General features: G+C 64.6%; 18 protein-coding genes and 4 tRNA genes. 20 read left to right on the top strand and 2 right to left on the bottom strand.

Annotated features, from left to right (window positions below; genetic code table 11):
• Positions 1 to 5 precede the first annotated feature (5 nt).
• Both PLZ73_02935 and PLZ73_02930 read right to left on the bottom strand, forming a co-directional pair.
• Positions 6 to 2,393 (bottom strand): hypothetical protein, encoded by a 2,388-nt coding sequence (locus PLZ73_02935; protein ID HOO76820.1) that lies wholly within the window; start codon positions 2,391 to 2,393, stop codon positions 6 to 8.
• A 20-nt stretch (positions 2,394 to 2,413) separates the two neighbouring features.
• Positions 2,414 to 2,797, bottom strand: coding sequence for a hypothetical protein (locus PLZ73_02930; protein ID HOO76819.1), 384 nt, complete (start codon positions 2,795 to 2,797; stop codon positions 2,414 to 2,416).
• A 341-nt stretch (positions 2,798 to 3,138) separates the two neighbouring features.
• Here PLZ73_02930 and PLZ73_02925 point away from each other — a divergent pair, with 341 nt between their 5' ends.
• From PLZ73_02925 to rplX, 20 genes are all read left to right on the top strand, one after another.
• Positions 3,139 to 6,528 carry a right-handed parallel beta-helix repeat-containing protein gene (locus PLZ73_02925; protein HOO76818.1) on the top strand — a complete coding sequence of 1,130 codons (3,390 nt, stop codon included), beginning with the start codon at positions 3,139 to 3,141 and terminating at the stop codon, positions 6,526 to 6,528.
• Between the two features lie 52 nt (positions 6,529 to 6,580).
• Complete coding sequence (locus PLZ73_02920; protein ID HOO76817.1) at positions 6,581 to 7,324, top strand: protein-L-isoaspartate(D-aspartate) O-methyltransferase; 744 nt, start codon at positions 6,581 to 6,583, stop codon at positions 7,322 to 7,324.
• A 90-nt stretch (positions 7,325 to 7,414) separates the two neighbouring features.
• Positions 7,415 to 7,486 (top strand) — tRNA-Thr (locus PLZ73_02915).
• Positions 7,487 to 7,560: 74 nt separating this feature from the next.
• Positions 7,561 to 7,643, top strand: a tRNA-Tyr gene (locus tag PLZ73_02910).
• A gap of 17 nt (positions 7,644 to 7,660) precedes the next feature.
• Positions 7,661 to 7,731, top strand: a tRNA-Gly gene (locus PLZ73_02905).
• Between the two features lie 166 nt (positions 7,732 to 7,897).
• Positions 7,898 to 7,971 (top strand) — tRNA-Thr (locus tag PLZ73_02900).
• Between the two features lie 60 nt (positions 7,972 to 8,031).
• On the top strand, positions 8,032 to 9,225 hold the full coding sequence (gene tuf / locus PLZ73_02895) for an elongation factor Tu (GenBank protein ID HOO76816.1): 1,194 nt from the start codon (positions 8,032 to 8,034) through the stop codon (positions 9,223 to 9,225).
• A 28-nt stretch (positions 9,226 to 9,253) separates the two neighbouring features.
• A complete protein-coding gene (rpsJ, locus tag PLZ73_02890; GenBank protein HOO76815.1) occupies positions 9,254 to 9,562 on the top strand; it encodes a 30S ribosomal protein S10 in 309 nt (102 codons plus the stop codon).
• A gap of 38 nt (positions 9,563 to 9,600) precedes the next feature.
• On the top strand, positions 9,601 to 10,230 hold the full coding sequence (rplC, locus tag PLZ73_02885) for a 50S ribosomal protein L3 (GenBank protein ID HOO76814.1): 630 nt from the start codon (positions 9,601 to 9,603) through the stop codon (positions 10,228 to 10,230).
• Positions 10,231 to 10,313: 83 nt separating this feature from the next.
• Positions 10,314 to 10,946, top strand: a complete 633-nt coding sequence (gene rplD, locus PLZ73_02880; GenBank protein HOO76813.1) for a 50S ribosomal protein L4 — start codon at positions 10,314 to 10,316, stop codon at positions 10,944 to 10,946.
• The gene (rplW, locus tag PLZ73_02875; GenBank protein ID HOO76812.1) at positions 10,943 to 11,230 is read left to right on the top strand and encodes a 50S ribosomal protein L23; all 288 of its coding nucleotides are present in this window, start codon (positions 10,943 to 10,945) and stop codon (positions 11,228 to 11,230) included. Before rplD ends, rplW begins: the two co-directional genes overlap by 4 nt.
• Before the next feature lie 89 nt (positions 11,231 to 11,319).
• On the top strand, positions 11,320 to 12,147 hold the full coding sequence (gene rplB / locus PLZ73_02870) for a 50S ribosomal protein L2 (GenBank protein ID HOO76811.1): 828 nt from the start codon (positions 11,320 to 11,322) through the stop codon (positions 12,145 to 12,147).
• 12 nt (positions 12,148 to 12,159) lie between these two features.
• Positions 12,160 to 12,444, top strand: a complete 285-nt coding sequence (gene rpsS, locus PLZ73_02865) for a 30S ribosomal protein S19 (GenBank protein ID HOO76810.1) — start codon at positions 12,160 to 12,162, stop codon at positions 12,442 to 12,444.
• A 14-nt stretch (positions 12,445 to 12,458) separates the two neighbouring features.
• Positions 12,459 to 12,818 (top strand): 50S ribosomal protein L22, encoded by a 360-nt coding sequence (gene rplV, locus PLZ73_02860; protein ID HOO76809.1) that lies wholly within the window; start codon positions 12,459 to 12,461, stop codon positions 12,816 to 12,818.
• Between the two features lie 15 nt (positions 12,819 to 12,833).
• Positions 12,834 to 13,499 (top strand): 30S ribosomal protein S3, encoded by a 666-nt coding sequence (rpsC, locus tag PLZ73_02855; protein HOO76808.1) that lies wholly within the window; start codon positions 12,834 to 12,836, stop codon positions 13,497 to 13,499.
• Positions 13,483 to 13,902 (top strand): 50S ribosomal protein L16, encoded by a 420-nt coding sequence (gene rplP, locus PLZ73_02850; GenBank protein HOO76807.1) that lies wholly within the window; start codon positions 13,483 to 13,485, stop codon positions 13,900 to 13,902. The genes rpsC and rplP overlap by 17 nt, the downstream gene beginning before the upstream one ends.
• A gap of 5 nt (positions 13,903 to 13,907) precedes the next feature.
• Positions 13,908 to 14,096 (top strand): 50S ribosomal protein L29, encoded by a 189-nt coding sequence (gene rpmC, locus PLZ73_02845; protein ID HOO76806.1) that lies wholly within the window; start codon positions 13,908 to 13,910, stop codon positions 14,094 to 14,096.
• Between the two features lie 11 nt (positions 14,097 to 14,107).
• Positions 14,108 to 14,371, top strand: a complete 264-nt coding sequence (gene rpsQ / locus PLZ73_02840; protein HOO76805.1) for a 30S ribosomal protein S17 — start codon at positions 14,108 to 14,110, stop codon at positions 14,369 to 14,371.
• A gap of 26 nt (positions 14,372 to 14,397) precedes the next feature.
• A complete protein-coding gene (gene rplN, locus PLZ73_02835) occupies positions 14,398 to 14,766 on the top strand; it encodes a 50S ribosomal protein L14 (protein HOO76804.1) in 369 nt (122 codons plus the stop codon).
• 32 nt (positions 14,767 to 14,798) lie between these two features.
• Complete coding sequence (gene rplX, locus PLZ73_02830) at positions 14,799 to 15,122, top strand: 50S ribosomal protein L24 (protein HOO76803.1); 324 nt, start codon at positions 14,799 to 14,801, stop codon at positions 15,120 to 15,122.
• Positions 15,123 to 15,134 lie beyond the last annotated feature (12 nt).

The following is a 15,134-nucleotide window of genomic DNA, read 5'->3' as shown; positions in this document are numbered from 1 at the left end:
CGGGCTCAGGGCGCCGCCGCCATCGCCGGCGGAATTTCGTCGGCGGAGTTGGGCACTTCCCCCGCCAGCCAATTGACGGCGTTGATGCCGAAGAGGGAGTTGCGGTGGTCGGTCCCGTAGGCGCAGTAGGCCATCATGGCGGCGTAGGTGGCGTAGTCGGAGGATCCGCCGTCGTTGAGGACCGCCGAATCGCCCAGGAGCACGATCTTGCCTCCCCCGGCGAGCTCGATCGCGACCGCGAAGGCCTCGATCGGAGCCGATCCCCCGTAGGAATCGAGGCGGTGAGGGTCGCGGGAAATATACGGCCGCTCGCCTTCCAGCAGCTCGGTCACCGCCGCGACCCCGGAAGGGAGGACGGCGTCGATTTCCACGAAGGCCCCCGAGTAGAGGCTCACGCCCGGCTCCCGGTAGAGGAGGGTGTCGTAGAACGTGCAGGACGGGTCGGATGCGGGGTCGCAGGCCGCGGTCTCCAGATCGGTGACGATGTCGTGCCCGACGGCCCCGGCGCAGACGCTCAGGAGCAGGTTTTCGCCGGTGGTGGTGGCTTCGGCCAGGGAGACCCCGGTGAAGTCGTCGAGCTCGAGGCTGTCGTTCCAGACGTTCCAGGAGTCGGTCCCGTCATGGTCGCGGTCGGACCCCAGGTGGTTGGCCAGGAAGAAGAGGGAGCCCCCGTCCTCCAGAAAAGTCTCGATCGTGGTTTTTTCCGAAGCGGAATAGTCGGTCTGGGGTTCCCCCATGACCAGGACGTCGACCCCGCTCAGATCCCCAGCCGTCAGGGTGGAGGCGGTCTGTCCGTCTCCGACCGCGTCCACCGTGTAGCCGAGCTCGAAGAGCTGCCAGGCCCAGTCCGAGTAGTCGCCGTTGTCGTCGATCACCCAGTGCCCGGTGCTGCCCCATTTCTGCTTTTTGGTCTGGTCGAAGAGGACGGTCTTGTTCAGTTCCGGATAGGTGTAGTCGTACGAGGAGGGGGCGACGCCCAGTTCGGTGAAGCTTTCCGGATAGATGGAGGAAAGGGCGCCCTCGCTGGCGGGCTCGATGTTCTCCGCTCCCGGGGAAGGGTCGGAGAAGACGAAGTCGTTGCGGTTGAAGTGGGTGTCGCTCCCCAGGCGGGTGAGGGAGACGGCGGGGCTGGTGTCGCCCAGGGGAGCGAGCCCCTCGCCCTGCCGGTAGACGTTCTCGGTCTCCCCCTCGTCGCTGGGGCCCCAGCGCAGGGAGTCGACGATGATCCGCCGGTCGGAACTGATCCAATACTCCAGGCGCACTCCGAAGTCGTCGTCGTTGTCCATCCAGTTCCAGGTGTATTCGTCGCTCCCCGAGCAGTCCCACGTCGTCGTACTCAGATCGGCGCATTCGATTTCCTGGTCGGGAGCTTCTCCCCCGTAGATCTCGCTCAGGGTTTCGGCGTCGGCCAAGACGAAGTAGGAGTCGGAAGGGATGGCGCCTTCGAGCAGAATATAGTGGGAGCGGTCCCCGTGGCCGCTGCCGTCGTAGAGGGCGTAGATTTCGTAATAGCCGGGGCCGGCATCCCAGTCCAGGCCGGCGGCGCCGTAGATCTCGATGAAGCTGCCTTCGTCGGAGGCCCCGTTGGTGTTGGGCATGACCTCGGAGATGACAGGTTTCCAGTAGGCGTCGATCTCGGTGGCGTCGTCCAGATAGAGCTTTTCGTTCTCGGCTCCGGGGGTGACGGAAGCCACCAGGAAGTCGTCGGAGTTGCAGCCGGTGTCGTGTTCGCCCACTCGGGAGATTCCCCAGACCGCGTCGTATTGCGAATAGTAGGGGAGTCCCGGTGCCGGCTGCAGTTCGCCGACGCCCTCGGCGGTGGGGTCGCCGGTCTCCCACCAGGAGCACAGGCCGTCGTAAGCGCCCTCGGAGTCGTCCGCCTCCAGGAGGGTGCCCGAGGGGTTGTAGCGGACCGAGTCGACCACTTCGGGAACGGCGCTGGCGATGGGGAGGGTGTGGACGATGGTCACCCCCGAGTCGGTCGCGGCGGGGAGCCAGTCCCATCCGTCCGCGCTGCTGAAGGAAGCGTCGACGTAGTCGACGGTAACGGCGACGGTGGGGTCGTTGCCGGAGACGGTGGAGGTGTTGGAGATCAGGTAATACCCGTCGGCCCCGATGGCTTCCCCGGCCGGGAGCGTGAAGGAATGGTACGGGGTCCCCCCTTCGAAGATATTGACGGTCAGGCCCCCGATGTCGTAGCCGGGGTACCCCTTGAGTTCGATGAACGCCCCGCAGTTTTGATCGTCCGAGGTCTCGCCCCGGACGTAGCGGAGTTCGTTGACGATCAAGCCGCCGAACCAGAAACTCCCGTGTTCGCAGTCGCAGCCGTTGAAGCCGAAGAGGACGAGACCGGCCCCGATCAGCCCCCGTTTGATCCAATTGTTCGCTTTCACTGACCCGTTCCTCGCTGACGTTATCGGTTGCGTTGGAAGAAAAGGGCGAGGCGCCCGGCCGCCTCCTTGACCCTGAGGCCGTCGAGGCCGCTCACCACCCGCCGCAGCTTGATCAGTTCTTCCTGCTGCTTCGGGTCTTCGCTCACTTGGAGCAGGGTGCCGATGCAGTCCCGGGCGCGGGCCACCATCCGGTCGGTGATCGTCAGGTTCGGACGGTAGCGGATGTCCTGGATAAGGTTATAGACGCCGACGGCCTGGCGGGCGGCCTGGGGGTCGCTCATCGCCAGTTTCCGGTAGGCATCCAGGGCGGGGTCGCCCGCCCGGGCGCTTCCGGCCGCTGCCGTCCCCGCCAGCAGCACCGCCAGGAAGGCCCCCCGCGCGCGCTTGATCCGATTCGTCTTCATGGACGTTGTCTCCTTTTCCCGATCGGGAACGTATTTTCGCGGCCGCGGCCGTTTCCGTACCCGGTCCGCCGTTGTCGAACGAGCAATTGCCGTGCCAGACGGGAATATCGGTCCTAACTCCCGGCCCCCCAGGGAGCGGCCCCGCCTCGCGCCGCTCTCCTCCGGCGCCGGGTCGCGCCTTAATCTGCGCCTGCGTGTCGCAATCCGCGACTCCCCGGGGAGGGAGCGGGTCCCCTGCGCTTTGGGGAGCGCGTTTCCGGAAGAAGAAATTGACGGCGGCCGCCGCGGCGGATACACTACAAACGCAGGCGCCTGCGCAAGAGCGGATTGGGAGGAAGCCGATGAGTCGGTCAGCGTGGAACCGGAAAGGACCGGTCGTCGTGGTGGCGGCCGTGTTCGTTCTTTGCTTCGCTCCCCGGGGCCGGGCCGCGATCACGGTCGACGGTTACGTTTTCCTGGAAGGGGAAACCGATCACTCCGGGATCGAGGTCGAATTTCAAAGGACGTTTCCCGGTCCGTTGACGTACACCGCCTTCAGCGAATTCAGCGGTTACTACGGCCAGGTGCTGGAGGAAGGGATGTACGACGTCACCTATTCCCGGGAGGGGTACCTGCCGGCCTCGTTTGCCGAGCAGACCCTCTATTTCGGAGACATCACGCTCCCCGAAGTCACCCTGGAGAAGAGAGGATTGAGCGGGCCGCTTTCCGGGACCCTCGCCCCGGGAGCCTACAAGATCGACGCGGACATCTCCGTCGAATTCGGTTCCTCGCTCACGATCGAGCCGGGAACGACCCTGCTGTTCAAGCAGGACTGCGCCTTCATCGTCTACGGGTTCCTCTCGGCGGTGGGGACCGAGGAAGACCGCGTCGTCTTCACCCGGTTTACCGAGGGAGCGAGCTGGGGAGGGATCAAATTCACGCCCTCGGCCGCGGATACGGGCGTGATTTCCCACGCCCTCATCCAGTACAGCGGCGACACCGGCCTGAGGATACAGAACTGCAGCCCGACCGTGTCGTTCACCGAGATCAGCGGCAACAGTTTCTCCACGCCCTTCGTTGAATGCGAAGCCGGAGGGCTCGTCCTCCAGTCCAGCTCCTCGGTCCTGGATCACCTCACCGTCAGCCACAACTCGGCCGGGGGGGGGGAATGGCGGGCGGGCGGGCTCTGCTCGGCCTACGGCTCCCCGACCATCAAAAACTCCCTGATCGCCGACAACACCAGTTCGGGCGAATACGGCGGCGGCGTTCATGTCAACGGGGGCAGCCCCCTCTTCAGCAACTGCGTCATCCGGGACAACACGGCCGTTCGGGGGGGCGGGGTGTTCGTCTACGGCTACTCCGCGGACCCGCGGTTCTACGGCGTGCTGATTTCCGGGAACCGGGCCGGCGGTTCCTCCGGCGGCGGGGTCTATTGTCAGCGCGGCGGCGGTGCATTCGAGAACGTGACCGTCGTCGACAACTTCTCGGCGCAGGCCGGAGGGGGCATCTGCTGCTACCAGAACAACCGGGCCGATTTTCTCAACTGCATCGTCGCGCGCAACGACCGGGACGGCATCTATTGCACGGGGTACGGGGAGGGGGAGGAAGGCCCCACCATCCGTTACTGTGATTTCTACGGCAACGCCGGCTCCAACTTCAACGACGCCGCCGGCGTCCTGGAGGAAGGCGTCGGGGTAACCGTGACCGTCAACGCCAACGGCGATCCCTGCGACGCCTTCTTCAACATTCAGCTGGACCCGTCGTTCGCGGATGTCACGGCCGGCGACTACCGGCTTCGGCCGGGCAGCGTCGGCGTCGAGGCGGGTCGCAACAGCGTCAATTCCAGCCACGACCTGGATCGGAACCGCAGGGTCTGGGACGGCGACGGCGACGGGACCTCCACGATCGACCAGGGGGCGTACGAGTTCGGCGCCCCCTGGCGTTCTCCCCTGGTCCGGCGCCAGAGCGAGGGCTTCGACGGATTCGATCTCGGTGCCCGTCCCGCGGACTGGACGTTTACCGGTTGCGGGGACGACTCGGACGTCTACGGGCCGCCCGGTTATTTCGGGACCGGGTACCCCTCCCTGAAGCTTGACGCCGAGGGGGACGCGGTCATGACCGTGGCCCTGCGGAACCCCGAGGAAGTGTTTTTCTGGAGCCGGGCCGTGGGCTCCGATGCCGCCGGCGCCGTTTTGGTCGAAGAATTCTACGGGTCGGCCTGGCACGGGGTCGCAGCCGTATCTTCCTTCCCCACCGCCGAAGGCGCTGGATTCGGACCGTACCCGCTCTACGGGACGGCCAGCGGAGTCAGGTTCACCTACCAGCGGGACGAAGGCAACCTGGCCTTCGACGACGTGGGGTTCTTCTGCCTGCCCACCATCACCCCCGTCCCCACTCCCTCGGCCGTTCCCACCGCCAGCCCCGTACCCAGCGCCACCCCCGCCCCCACCGGTTCCCCGACTCCGCCGACCCACCTGATCATCGACGAGGGCTTCGACGGGTTCGACCTGGGCCTCCGGCCGGCCGGCTGGACGTTCTGGAATTGCGGCCAGGACAGCGACGCGGCCACGGACGCCCAGGACGCCGGACGCGCCCCCCCCTCGATCCGGCTGACCGGGAGCGGCAAGTACATCGAAACGGGGACGTTCGGCATCGGGCGCAGGGAGTGGCTGACGTTCTGGATCCGCGGGGAGGGGACGGACGTCACCGCCACGCTCCTGGTGGACGAATACTACGAGTCCGGATGGGCCCGGGCCGCCACCGTCAGCGGTTTCGGGGAAATCCCCATGATCATGGGTCCGTACGCGGTGCCCGCGGAAATGATCCGAATCAGATTCACCTTCGTATCGGGGGAGGGGGCCTTGTATTTCGACGACGTCCGGCTGACGGGAGAGGCGACTCCTTCGCCTCGTCCCACCCCTTCGGCCGCGCCATCCCCCCGCCCCACCGCTTCTCCCGTCCCTTCGCCTTCGCCCCCGCCTCCGGCCACGCCGACTCCCGCTCCCGTCCGTCCCGCCGTCGTGGGCGACTATTCCGGCGACGGCACTTCGGACATCGCCGTCTTCGACCCCTCTTCGGGGCTCTGGGTCGTCCGGGGATGTACGCGGGCATACTTCGGCGCCGCCGCCGACCGGATCGTCCCCCGGGACTATACCGGGGACGGAACCTGGGAGTTCGCCGTCTACCGCCCGTTCCTGGGGAAGTGGATGATAAGGGGATACACCTCCCTCTTCTACGGGTGCGCGACCGACCTGGCCGTTCCGTCCGACTATGACGGCGACGGCACCGCCGACATCGCGCTTTTCCGGCCCGGAACGGCGAAATGGCTCGTCAGAGGCAGGGCCCCGATCTATTTCGGAATGTCGAGCGACACGGTCGTGCCCGGCGATTACGACGGTGACGGGACCGCCGACCCCGCGGTCTTCCGGCCCTCGATCGGCAAGTGGATGGCCGGGAGCGGGCTTCAGGTTTACCACGGGACCGCCGCCGATACGGTCGTCCCCGGCGATTACACCGGCGACGGAACCTGGAATTGCGCGGTCTTCCGGCCCTCCTCCGGCCGCTGGTTGGTCAGGGACGGACCCTCGGCGTACTGGGGAGGCGAGGCCGACACGGTTCAGCCGGCGGATTACGACGGTGACGGAACGTGGGATTTGGCGGTCTTCCGATCCTCGGTGGGCAGATGGCTGGTCCGGGGACGGACCGGCGTCTACTTCGGAACCTCCGCCGACCTCCCCGCGACCAATCCCTGAGCGGCGCCGGGGGGAAGAGTTCCGCCCCGGCGCCCCGGTTCCGGTGGAGACGATGAGCGTAACCGGTAAAGACATCGTCCGGCGCCCGGGTCGGTGGGCGGCCCTGTCGGCGGCGGCGCTGGCGCTCTGGTCCTGCGGGAACGGGGAGCCCCCCCCGGAACCGGACTGGGCCGCGGCGCGCTCCGCCATGGCGGACCTGGTCCAGGCCCGGGGAGTCGAGGACCCCCGGGTCCTGGCGGCGATGCGCACGGTCCCCCGCCATCTGTTCGTTCCCCCGGAATACCGCCGGTTTCCCGGAGCGTACGGGGATTTCCCCTCTCCCATCGGCTACGGGCAGACCATATCCCAACCCTATATCGTCGCCTACATGACCGGGCGGATGAACATCCGGCCCCGGGAAAAAGTCCTCGAAATCGGGACCGGCTCCGGCTACCAGGCCGCGATCCTGGCCGAATTGGGAGCCGAGGTCTATTCCGTGGAGATCGTCCCCGAACTGGCCGAGCACGCGCGCCGCGCCCTGGGCTCGGCCGGGTACGGCGACGTCCGGGTCCTGACCGGTGACGGCTACCGCGGTTGGCCCGAGCAGGCCCCTTTCGACGTCGTTATCGTCACCTGCGCCCCCGCCGAAATTCCTCCCGCCCTGGTCGAACAACTGGCGGAAGGCGGCCGGATGATCCTGCCGGTGGGGGAGGGGGTCCAGCGCCTGGTCGTTCTCCGTAAGCGGGGAGGGGAGGTCACGGGGGAGGCCGATATCGGGGTGCGGTTCGTCCCCATGGTCGGCGGGGAAACGCGCTGAGGGAATGCGTCTCTTCGGCGGTGTCCGGGCCGCTCGGAGGCGAAGGGAGTTGACAGGGGGAGGGCTTGCCGTATCATGGTTTCCGATCCGGCCGGCGTAGCTCAACGGTAGAGCAACTGATTTGTAATCAGTGGGTTGTAGGTTCGATTCCTATCGCCGGCTCGCCGCCCATTTTTTCCTTGCGCCCGTCCGGCCGCTTTCGTATAGTTCCCCGCCGTTGTCCCTGCGGGGGCGGCGGGGAGATAGCGAAGCGGTCAAACGCAGCAGACTGTAAATCTGCCGGCTTTAGCCTTCGGAGGTTCGAATCCTCCTCTCCCCACGGGAACGAGCGCGTACGCGGGCGTAGTTCAATGGTAGAACACGAGCCTTCCAAGCTCGTTATGTGGGTTCGATTCCCATCGCCCGCTTCGCCGTGCCGCGACGCCGCGTTCGAGCCGAGACCGAGTACCACACCTTGCCTCGGGCAAGGCGATGTGGGAGGTAAAAATGCCGATATTTAGTGTTGACAGCCGGGAAGGTTCTGATACCATGCCCCGGCTTGTTTTGTATCGGTGGCGTGTTCGTTCCCATCCCGCCCTTGTAGCTCAGTAGGTTAGAGCGCGTCCTTGGTAAGGACGAGGTCAGCGGTTCGAATCCGCTCAAGGGCTTTGAGAACGAACGCCCCGCGAAGCGCGGGAAGGCCGCCGGCAGCATAACGGAGGAAGATCATGGCCAAGGAAAAATTCGAGAGGACAAAGCCGCACGTGAACATCGGGACGATCGGGCACGTCGACCACGGGAAGACGACGCTGACGGCCGCGATCACGAAGGTGCTGGCGACGAAGGGCGGAGCCGAGTTCCGTTCGTTCGATTCGATCGACAACGCGCCGGAGGAGAAGGCGAGGGGGATCACGATCGCGACGGCGCACGTCGAGTACCAGACGCCGGCGCGGCACTACGCGCACGTGGACTGTCCCGGGCACGCGGACTACATCAAGAACATGATCACGGGCGCGGCGCAGATGGACGGGGCGATTCTGGTGGTGTCGGCGGCGGACGGCCCGATGCCGCAGACGCGGGAGCACATTCTGCTGGCGAGGCAGGTTGGGGTTCCGGCGATCGTGGTGTTTCTGAACAAGGTGGACATGCTCGACGACCCGGAGCTGCTGGAGCTGGTGGAGATGGAGGTACGGGAGCTGCTGTCGAAGTACGAGTTTCCGGGGGACGACATTCCGGTGGTGAAGGGATCGGCGCTGAAGGCGCTGGAGACGGACGACCCCGAGTCGGCGGAGGCCAAGTGCATCTGGGAGCTGATGGACGCGGTGGACGGGTACGTGCCGACGCCGGAGCGGGACGTGGACCAGCCGTTTTTGATGCCGGTGGAGGACGTGTTTTCGATCGAAGGGCGGGGCACGGTGGTGACGGGCCGGGTGGAGCGTGGAGTGGTGAAGGTGGGGGAGGAAGTGGAGATCGTGGGGATCCGGGACACGCGCAAGACGACGGTGACGGGGGTGGAGATGTTCCGGAAGCTCCTGGACCAGGGGCAGGCGGGGGACAACATCGGGTGTCTGCTGCGGGGGATCAAGAAGGACGAGGTGGAGCGGGGCCAGGTGTTGGCGAAGCCGGGGACGATCACGCCGCACAAGCATTTCATGGCGGAGGTGTACGTGCTCAGCCGCGAGGAAGGCGGGCGGCACACCGGGTTCATCAGCGGGTACCGGCCGCAGTTTTATTTTCGGACGACGGACGTGACCGGGTCGATCAAGCTCCCCGAGGGGGTGCAGATGGTGATGCCCGGGGACAACGTGCAGATGGAAGTCGATCTGATCATGCCGATCGCGATGGAGAAGGGACTGCGGTTCGCCATCCGCGAGGGCGGCCGCACGGTCGGCGCCGGCACCGTCACCGAGATCTTGGAATAAGGCAACCGAACAACGCGAAGAGGCAACCGTGCAAGGGCAGAAAATCAGAATCAGGCTCAAGGGTTATGACTACCGCCTGCTCGACCAGTCGACGGGAGAGATAGTCGAGACCGCGAGGAGAACCGGGGCGAAGGTGGTGGGGCCGGTCCCTCTGCCGACGCGGAAAGAAAAATATACGGTGCTCAAGTCGCCGCACGTCGACAAGAAATCCCGGGAACAGTTCGAGATCCGGACCTTTAAGCGGCTTCTCGACATCATCGATCCCACCGCCAAGACGGTCGACGAGCTCAAGAAGCTCGAACTGCCGGCCGGGATAGAAATCAAACTCGAGGCCTGAGTCGGCCGGTTCGGGAGCAAAGCGCAGGAAGGTACAACATGGCCGGTTTGTTGGGCAGAAAAATAGGCATGACGCAGGTCTTCGGCGAAAACGGCGAGATGGTCCCGGTAACGGTGATCGAAGCCGGTCCCTGCACGGTCCTGGAAGTCGACGGGGAGAGGAACGAACTCCTGATGGGTTTCGGGGAAGTCAAACCCGGCAAGTTGAAGAAGCCGCGCCGGGGTTATTTCGAGAAGAAAGACCTTCCTCCCCGCCGCCATCTGAAGAAGTTCTCCTTCGCCGGCGCCGGCGAATACCGGCCCGGACAGGAGATCCTGGTCGATATTTTCAAGCCCGGGGACTTTCTCGACGTCACCGGGACCACCAAGGGGCGCGGCTATTCCGGCACCGTCCGGCGCTGGAACGCCAGCCGCTGGCCCATGACTCACGGCCACCCCGAGCACCGGCGCACCGGTTCCATCGGCTCCTCGGCCACTCCGGGACGGGTGGTCAAAGGCAAGAAGATGCCGGGTCATTACGGGTGCGCGCGGCAGACCGTGCAGAACCTGAAGGTGGTCGAGGTGAGGCCGGAAGAGAACCTTCTCCTGGTCAAGGGAGCGGTTCCCGGGTCGGCCGCGGGCCTGCTTGTCATCCGTCGGGCGCTTAAGAAAACGGCGCCGGCGCAATAAAGTTCTTGATTTTAAAAGGAAAGTCGCATAGCCTTCACGGCTTTGCAATGTGAGGAGCCCTGTCAACGGACAGCGAGTCGAAGATGCCGACACTCGAGGTAAAAAACACGAGCGGGGAGACCGTCGATCGGATCGAAATCCCCGAGACTCTGGTGCAGCCGGCGGCCAGCAACGATATGGTCGCCGAGGTGGTGAGAATGCACCAGGCCCGCGCCCGGCGCGGCACCGCTTCCACGCGCACCCGCGGCGACGTCGCCGGCTCGGGACGCAAGCCCTGGCGGCAGAAGGGCACCGGCCGCGCCCGCTCCGGAGATCGGAACAGCCCGATCTGGAGGGGCGGGGGCACGGTCTTCGGCCCGCATCCTCGGGACTACTCCTACTCCGTCCCCAAAAAGGTGAAGCGCAAGGCACTCAAGTCGGTGCTGGCCATGCGCTTCTTTCAGGGCCGGGTCACGGTTCTGGACGGACTGGCCCTGGAGGAGCCGAAGACCTCGGTTCTAGCCGGGATACTGGAAAAGGTCGGGGCGGGGTCCGACGTCCTGGTCGTTACCCCCGTCCGGGACCGCAACGTCCACCTTGCCGCCCGCAATCTCCCCGCGGTCTCGGTTTCGGGGATCAGGGAACTCAACACCCTGGCGGTTCTTTCCCACCGTAATCTGGTGGTGACGCGGGAGGCGCTCGAGCACCTGCAGGAATGGATGGGAAAGATAGCGTGAGAGAAACCGAAGCCAGGAAGATCGTCATCGGCCCGGTCATCACCGAGAAGGGGACCAGGGTGCAGGATAAGCACAACCAGTTCCTGTTCCGGGTGGCGGCCGACGCCAACAAGATCCAGATCCGCCGCGCCGTGGAACTGCTCTTCAAGGTGGGAGTGGTCGACGTCCGCACCATCACCGTGCACGGAAAGCTTCGACGGATCGGCCGGGTGGAAGGCCGCAAACCCAGTTGGAAGAAAGCGATCGTGTCCCTCAAGGAAGGCGACACGATTTCGTTCGTATAAGCAAGAAGTAGGTTGAGAGCGTAAAGAACGAACCAGGCCCGCCCGTTCCCGGTCGATCCGGGGGCGGCGGGTTTCTCGAGGTAAAGGGAATGGGCATCAGAAAGTATAAACCGACGACGCCGAGCCGCAGGTTCATGACGGTCTCGACCTTCGAAGAGGTCACCAAGAAACGGCCCGAGAAGTCGCTGGTGAGCCCCCTGAAGAAGACGGGCGGACGCAACAACCGCGGCCGCCTGACCTCGCGCCACCGCGGGGGGGGGCATAAACGGCTCTACCGCCACGTCGATTTCAAGCGCGAAAAGCTGGGGGTGCCGGCCCGGGTCGAGGCCATCGAGTACGATCCCAACCGTTCTTCCCGAATCGCGCTCGTGGTATACGCCGACGGGGAGAAACGCTACATCATCGCTCCCCAGGGCCTCAACGTGGGAGACAGTCTCATGTCCGGACCCGACGCCGAAATCCGCGTCGGCAACCGCCTCCCCCTCTCCGCCATCCCCATGGGGACCCCGGTCTACAATATCGAAGTCAGGCCGGGGGCGGGAGGAGCCATGGTGCGCAGCGCCGGTACCACCGCCCAGTTCATGGCCAAGGAAGGCCGCTACGCGCATATCAAACTGCCCTCCGGAGAAGTCCGCCGGGTGCTCCAGGGGTGCGCCGCGACCATAGGCCAGGTGGGCAACCCCGAACACAGCTCGCTTTCCGACGGGAAAGCCGGACGGTCCCGTTGGCGGGGACGCCGGCCGAAAGTCCGGGGCGTGGCCATGAATCCGGTCGATCATCCCATGGGCGGCGGCGAAGGGCGCACCTCGGGCGGTCGCCATCCGGTTTCTCCCTGGGGGAAGCCGGCCAAGGGAGGGAAGACCCGGAGCCGGAGCAAATCGACCAAGCACGTGGTCAAGAGCAGGAAGAAGAAATAGCATAGGTGAAAGATGTCTCGTTCGATTAAAAAGGGTCCCTACATCGACCCCAAACTCCTGAAGAAAGTCCAGAAAATCAGGGCCGGGGAAGGCAAACCGATCAAAACCTGGTCCCGACGGTCCACGATCGTCCCCGAGTTCATCGGCCACACCTTCACCGTGCATAACGGGCGCAAGTTCGTTCCCGTGTTCGTCACCGAGAACATGGTCGGCCATAAACTGGGAGAATTTTCCCCCACCCGCAAATTCAGCGGCCATTCCGGGCCCAAGGCCAAAGCCGCCGCCGCGGCGAAGTAATCCGGTGGATTGAGATGCAGGCACAGGCGATAGCGAAATATCTGAAGGTTTCCCCGAGCAAGGTCCGCCCGGTCGTGGACCAGGTCCGGGGTCTGCCCGTGAACCAGGCCCTCGCTCTCCTGGCCGCCTCTCCCCGCCGCGGCGCCCGGCTCATCGAGAAAGTGATCCTCTCCGCCGCCGCCAACCTCAAGAACCAGGGCAAGGTTTCCGACGATGCCATCGTTATTAGGGAGATCATGGCCGACCAGGGGCCGCTCATCCCCCCCTACAAGTACAAAGCCCGGGCGCGGGGAATGGCTTCCCGGATCAGAAACCGCACCTGCCACATCAAGGTGGTCGTCGGCGAGAACGAGACGGCCGCGCCGGTTCAATAGCGGAGAAACAAGCACATGGGACAAAAAGTCAATCCTATCGGTTTCAGAATCGGGTACAACCGCACCTGGGATTCCCAATGGTACGCGGACAAAAAGACATTTCCCGAATTCCTGCTCGAGGACGCCAAGATCCGCCGCTATATCAAGGACAAATATTCCAATACCGGCATTCCCCGGATCGAGATTTCGCGGCGGACTCCGGAAAAAGTGCGCGTTACCGTGCACACCGCCCGTCCGGGTCTGGTGGTGGGACGCCGCGGTTCCGAGATCGACCGGATTCGCGGGGAACTTCGGGACCTGATCAACCGCGAGGTCGTGATCGACGTCAAGGAGGTCAAGGTTCCCGAACTTTCGGCCCAGCTCGTCGCCGAGAACATCGCCCGTCAGCTCGAACGCCGGATCTCCTTCCGCCGGGCCATGAAGCGCACGATCCAGGATTCGCTGGCCCGGGGGGCGGGGGGGATCAAGATTCAGGTTTCGGGGCGCTTGGGCGGCGCCGAGATGAGCCGCACCCAGGTTTACAAGGTGGGAAAAATCCCCCTGCAGACCATGCGGGCCGTCATCGATTACGGTTTCGCCGAAGCTCGGACCACCTACGGCGCCATCGGGGTCAAGGTCTGGATCTACAAGGGAGAGCAACTTTCCGTCGGGGAGGACGTGACCAATGGCCTTGATGCCTAGAAAGATCAAGCACCGTAAAACCCAGCGGAGAAAGATTCCGCGGCGGTCGACGCGGGGCAACACGCTGGAGTTCGGAGAATACGGGCTCCAGGCCCTCGCCGGAGCTTGGCTGACGGCCAATCAGATCGAGTCGGTCCGGGTGTCGGTGACCCGGCATATCAAGAGAAAGGGCAAGGTCTGGATCCGGGTATTCCCCCATAAGCCCGTGACCAAGAAACCCCCCGAGACCCGGCAGGGAAAAGGGAAGGGGAACCCCGAGTTCTGGGTGGCCGTGGTCAGGCCGGGGCATATGCTCTTCGAGATGTCGGGCGTGACCGAATCCCTGGCCCGGGAAGCCATGCGCCTGGGCGCCTTCAAGCTGCCCTTCCCCTGCCGTTTCGTCATCAGAACCTCTCAGAAGTAACGCCGATGAAAGCCAAACAGATCAGACAATTGACCTCCGAAGAACGCGGGCAGAAGCTGCACGAACTGCGCGAGGAACTGTTCAAGTTGCGTTTTCAGGCTGGGAGCGGGCAGCTGGAGAAAACGGCCCGGATCGGAGAGGTCAAACGGGATATCGCCCGTTTCCTGACCATCGAGAAAGAGGAAAAGAAATGAGCAACCAGCCGATCGAGCGCGGGCACAGAAAAGTTCGCCGGGGCGAGGTGGTCAGCGACGCCATGGAGAAGACCGTGGTGGTCAAGGTGACCAGGACCTACCGGCACCCCCTTTATAAGAAGGTCGTCAAACGGGCGAGCCTGCACAAGGTTCACGACGAGAACAACGAGGCGCGCCGCGGGGATTTCGTCCAGATCGTGGAGACGCGCCCGATCTCGAAGACCAAGCGCTGGCGGTTGGAGCGGGTGATCACGTCGTCCGTCGAGCAGGAGTAAGGAGCCCGGGAGCAGGGAGTCAGGCGATGATCCAGATGCGGACAATGTTGAAGGTGGCCGACAACACCGGCGCGCGCCGGGCCAGTTGTATCAAAGTGATATCCGCGGGGGGCAAGCGGTACGCCCAGATCGGGGATCTGCTGGTGGCCTCCATCAAGGAGACGATTCCGGAGAGCCCGGTCAAAAAAGGCGAGGTCGTGCGCGCGGTGGTGGTGAGGACCAAGGACGATATCCGTCGTCCCGACGGTTCGGTTCTGCGCTTCGACGAGAACGCGGTGGTGATCGTGGACAACCAGATGAACCCGCGCGGCACCCGCGTCTTCGGTCCGGTCGCCCGGGAGCTGCGCGACCGCAATTACCTCAAGATCGTTTCCCTGGCCCCGGAGGTTCTCTGACCCGGAGCCGGAAAAGAGAGAGCACTACGCCGATGAAGACCAGGATCAAGAAAGACGACACGGTTATCGTAATCGCGGGGAAGGAACGGTTCTCCGGTAAGACCGGGAAAGTCCTCCGGATCGTTCCGGGGGGGGAACGCATCCTGGTGCAGGGCGTGAACATGATCAAGCGCCACGTGCGTCCTTCGCAGAAGAACCCCCAGGGCGGCTCGGTGGAAAAAGAGGCCCCCCTGGCCGTTTCCAACGTCCAGATCTACTGTTCCCGCTGCAAGCGGGGAACCAGGATCGGAATCAAGGCGCTCAATGACGGAAAGAAAATCAGGATCTGCCGCCGGTGCGGCGAGACCCTGGATTGAGGAATGAAGGGT

It is taken from the genome of bacterium, assembly GCA_035380285.1.
Classification (GTDB): Bacteria; Auribacterota; Erginobacteria; order Erginobacterales; family DAOSXE01; genus DAOSXE01.
Note: the sequence above shows the minus strand (reverse complement) of the source record. Positions and strands in the feature narration are given on the sequence as shown.

Coding starts and splice junctions, on each gene's coding strand:
- PLZ73_02930 (HOO76819.1), bottom strand. CDS start 2,797: ATGAAGACGAATCGGATCAAGCGCGCGCGGGGGGCCTTCCTGGCGGTG.
- PLZ73_02925 (HOO76818.1), top strand. CDS start 3,139: ATGAGTCGGTCAGCGTGGAACCGGAAAGGACCGGTCGTCGTGGTGGCG.
- PLZ73_02920 (HOO76817.1), top strand. CDS start 6,581: ATGAGCGTAACCGGTAAAGACATCGTCCGGCGCCCGGGTCGGTGGGCG.
- tuf (HOO76816.1), top strand. CDS start 8,032: ATGGCCAAGGAAAAATTCGAGAGGACAAAGCCGCACGTGAACATCGGG.
- rplC (HOO76814.1), top strand. CDS start 9,601: ATGGCCGGTTTGTTGGGCAGAAAAATAGGCATGACGCAGGTCTTCGGC.
- rplD (HOO76813.1), top strand. CDS start 10,314: ATGCCGACACTCGAGGTAAAAAACACGAGCGGGGAGACCGTCGATCGG.
- rplB (HOO76811.1), top strand. CDS start 11,320: ATGGGCATCAGAAAGTATAAACCGACGACGCCGAGCCGCAGGTTCATG.
- rpsS (HOO76810.1), top strand. CDS start 12,160: ATGTCTCGTTCGATTAAAAAGGGTCCCTACATCGACCCCAAACTCCTG.
- rplV (HOO76809.1), top strand. CDS start 12,459: ATGCAGGCACAGGCGATAGCGAAATATCTGAAGGTTTCCCCGAGCAAG.
- rpsC (HOO76808.1), top strand. CDS start 12,834: ATGGGACAAAAAGTCAATCCTATCGGTTTCAGAATCGGGTACAACCGC.
- rplP (HOO76807.1), top strand. CDS start 13,483: ATGGCCTTGATGCCTAGAAAGATCAAGCACCGTAAAACCCAGCGGAGA.
- rpmC (HOO76806.1), top strand. CDS start 13,908: ATGAAAGCCAAACAGATCAGACAATTGACCTCCGAAGAACGCGGGCAG.
- rplN (HOO76804.1), top strand. CDS start 14,398: ATGATCCAGATGCGGACAATGTTGAAGGTGGCCGACAACACCGGCGCG.
- rplX (HOO76803.1), top strand. CDS start 14,799: ATGAAGACCAGGATCAAGAAAGACGACACGGTTATCGTAATCGCGGGG.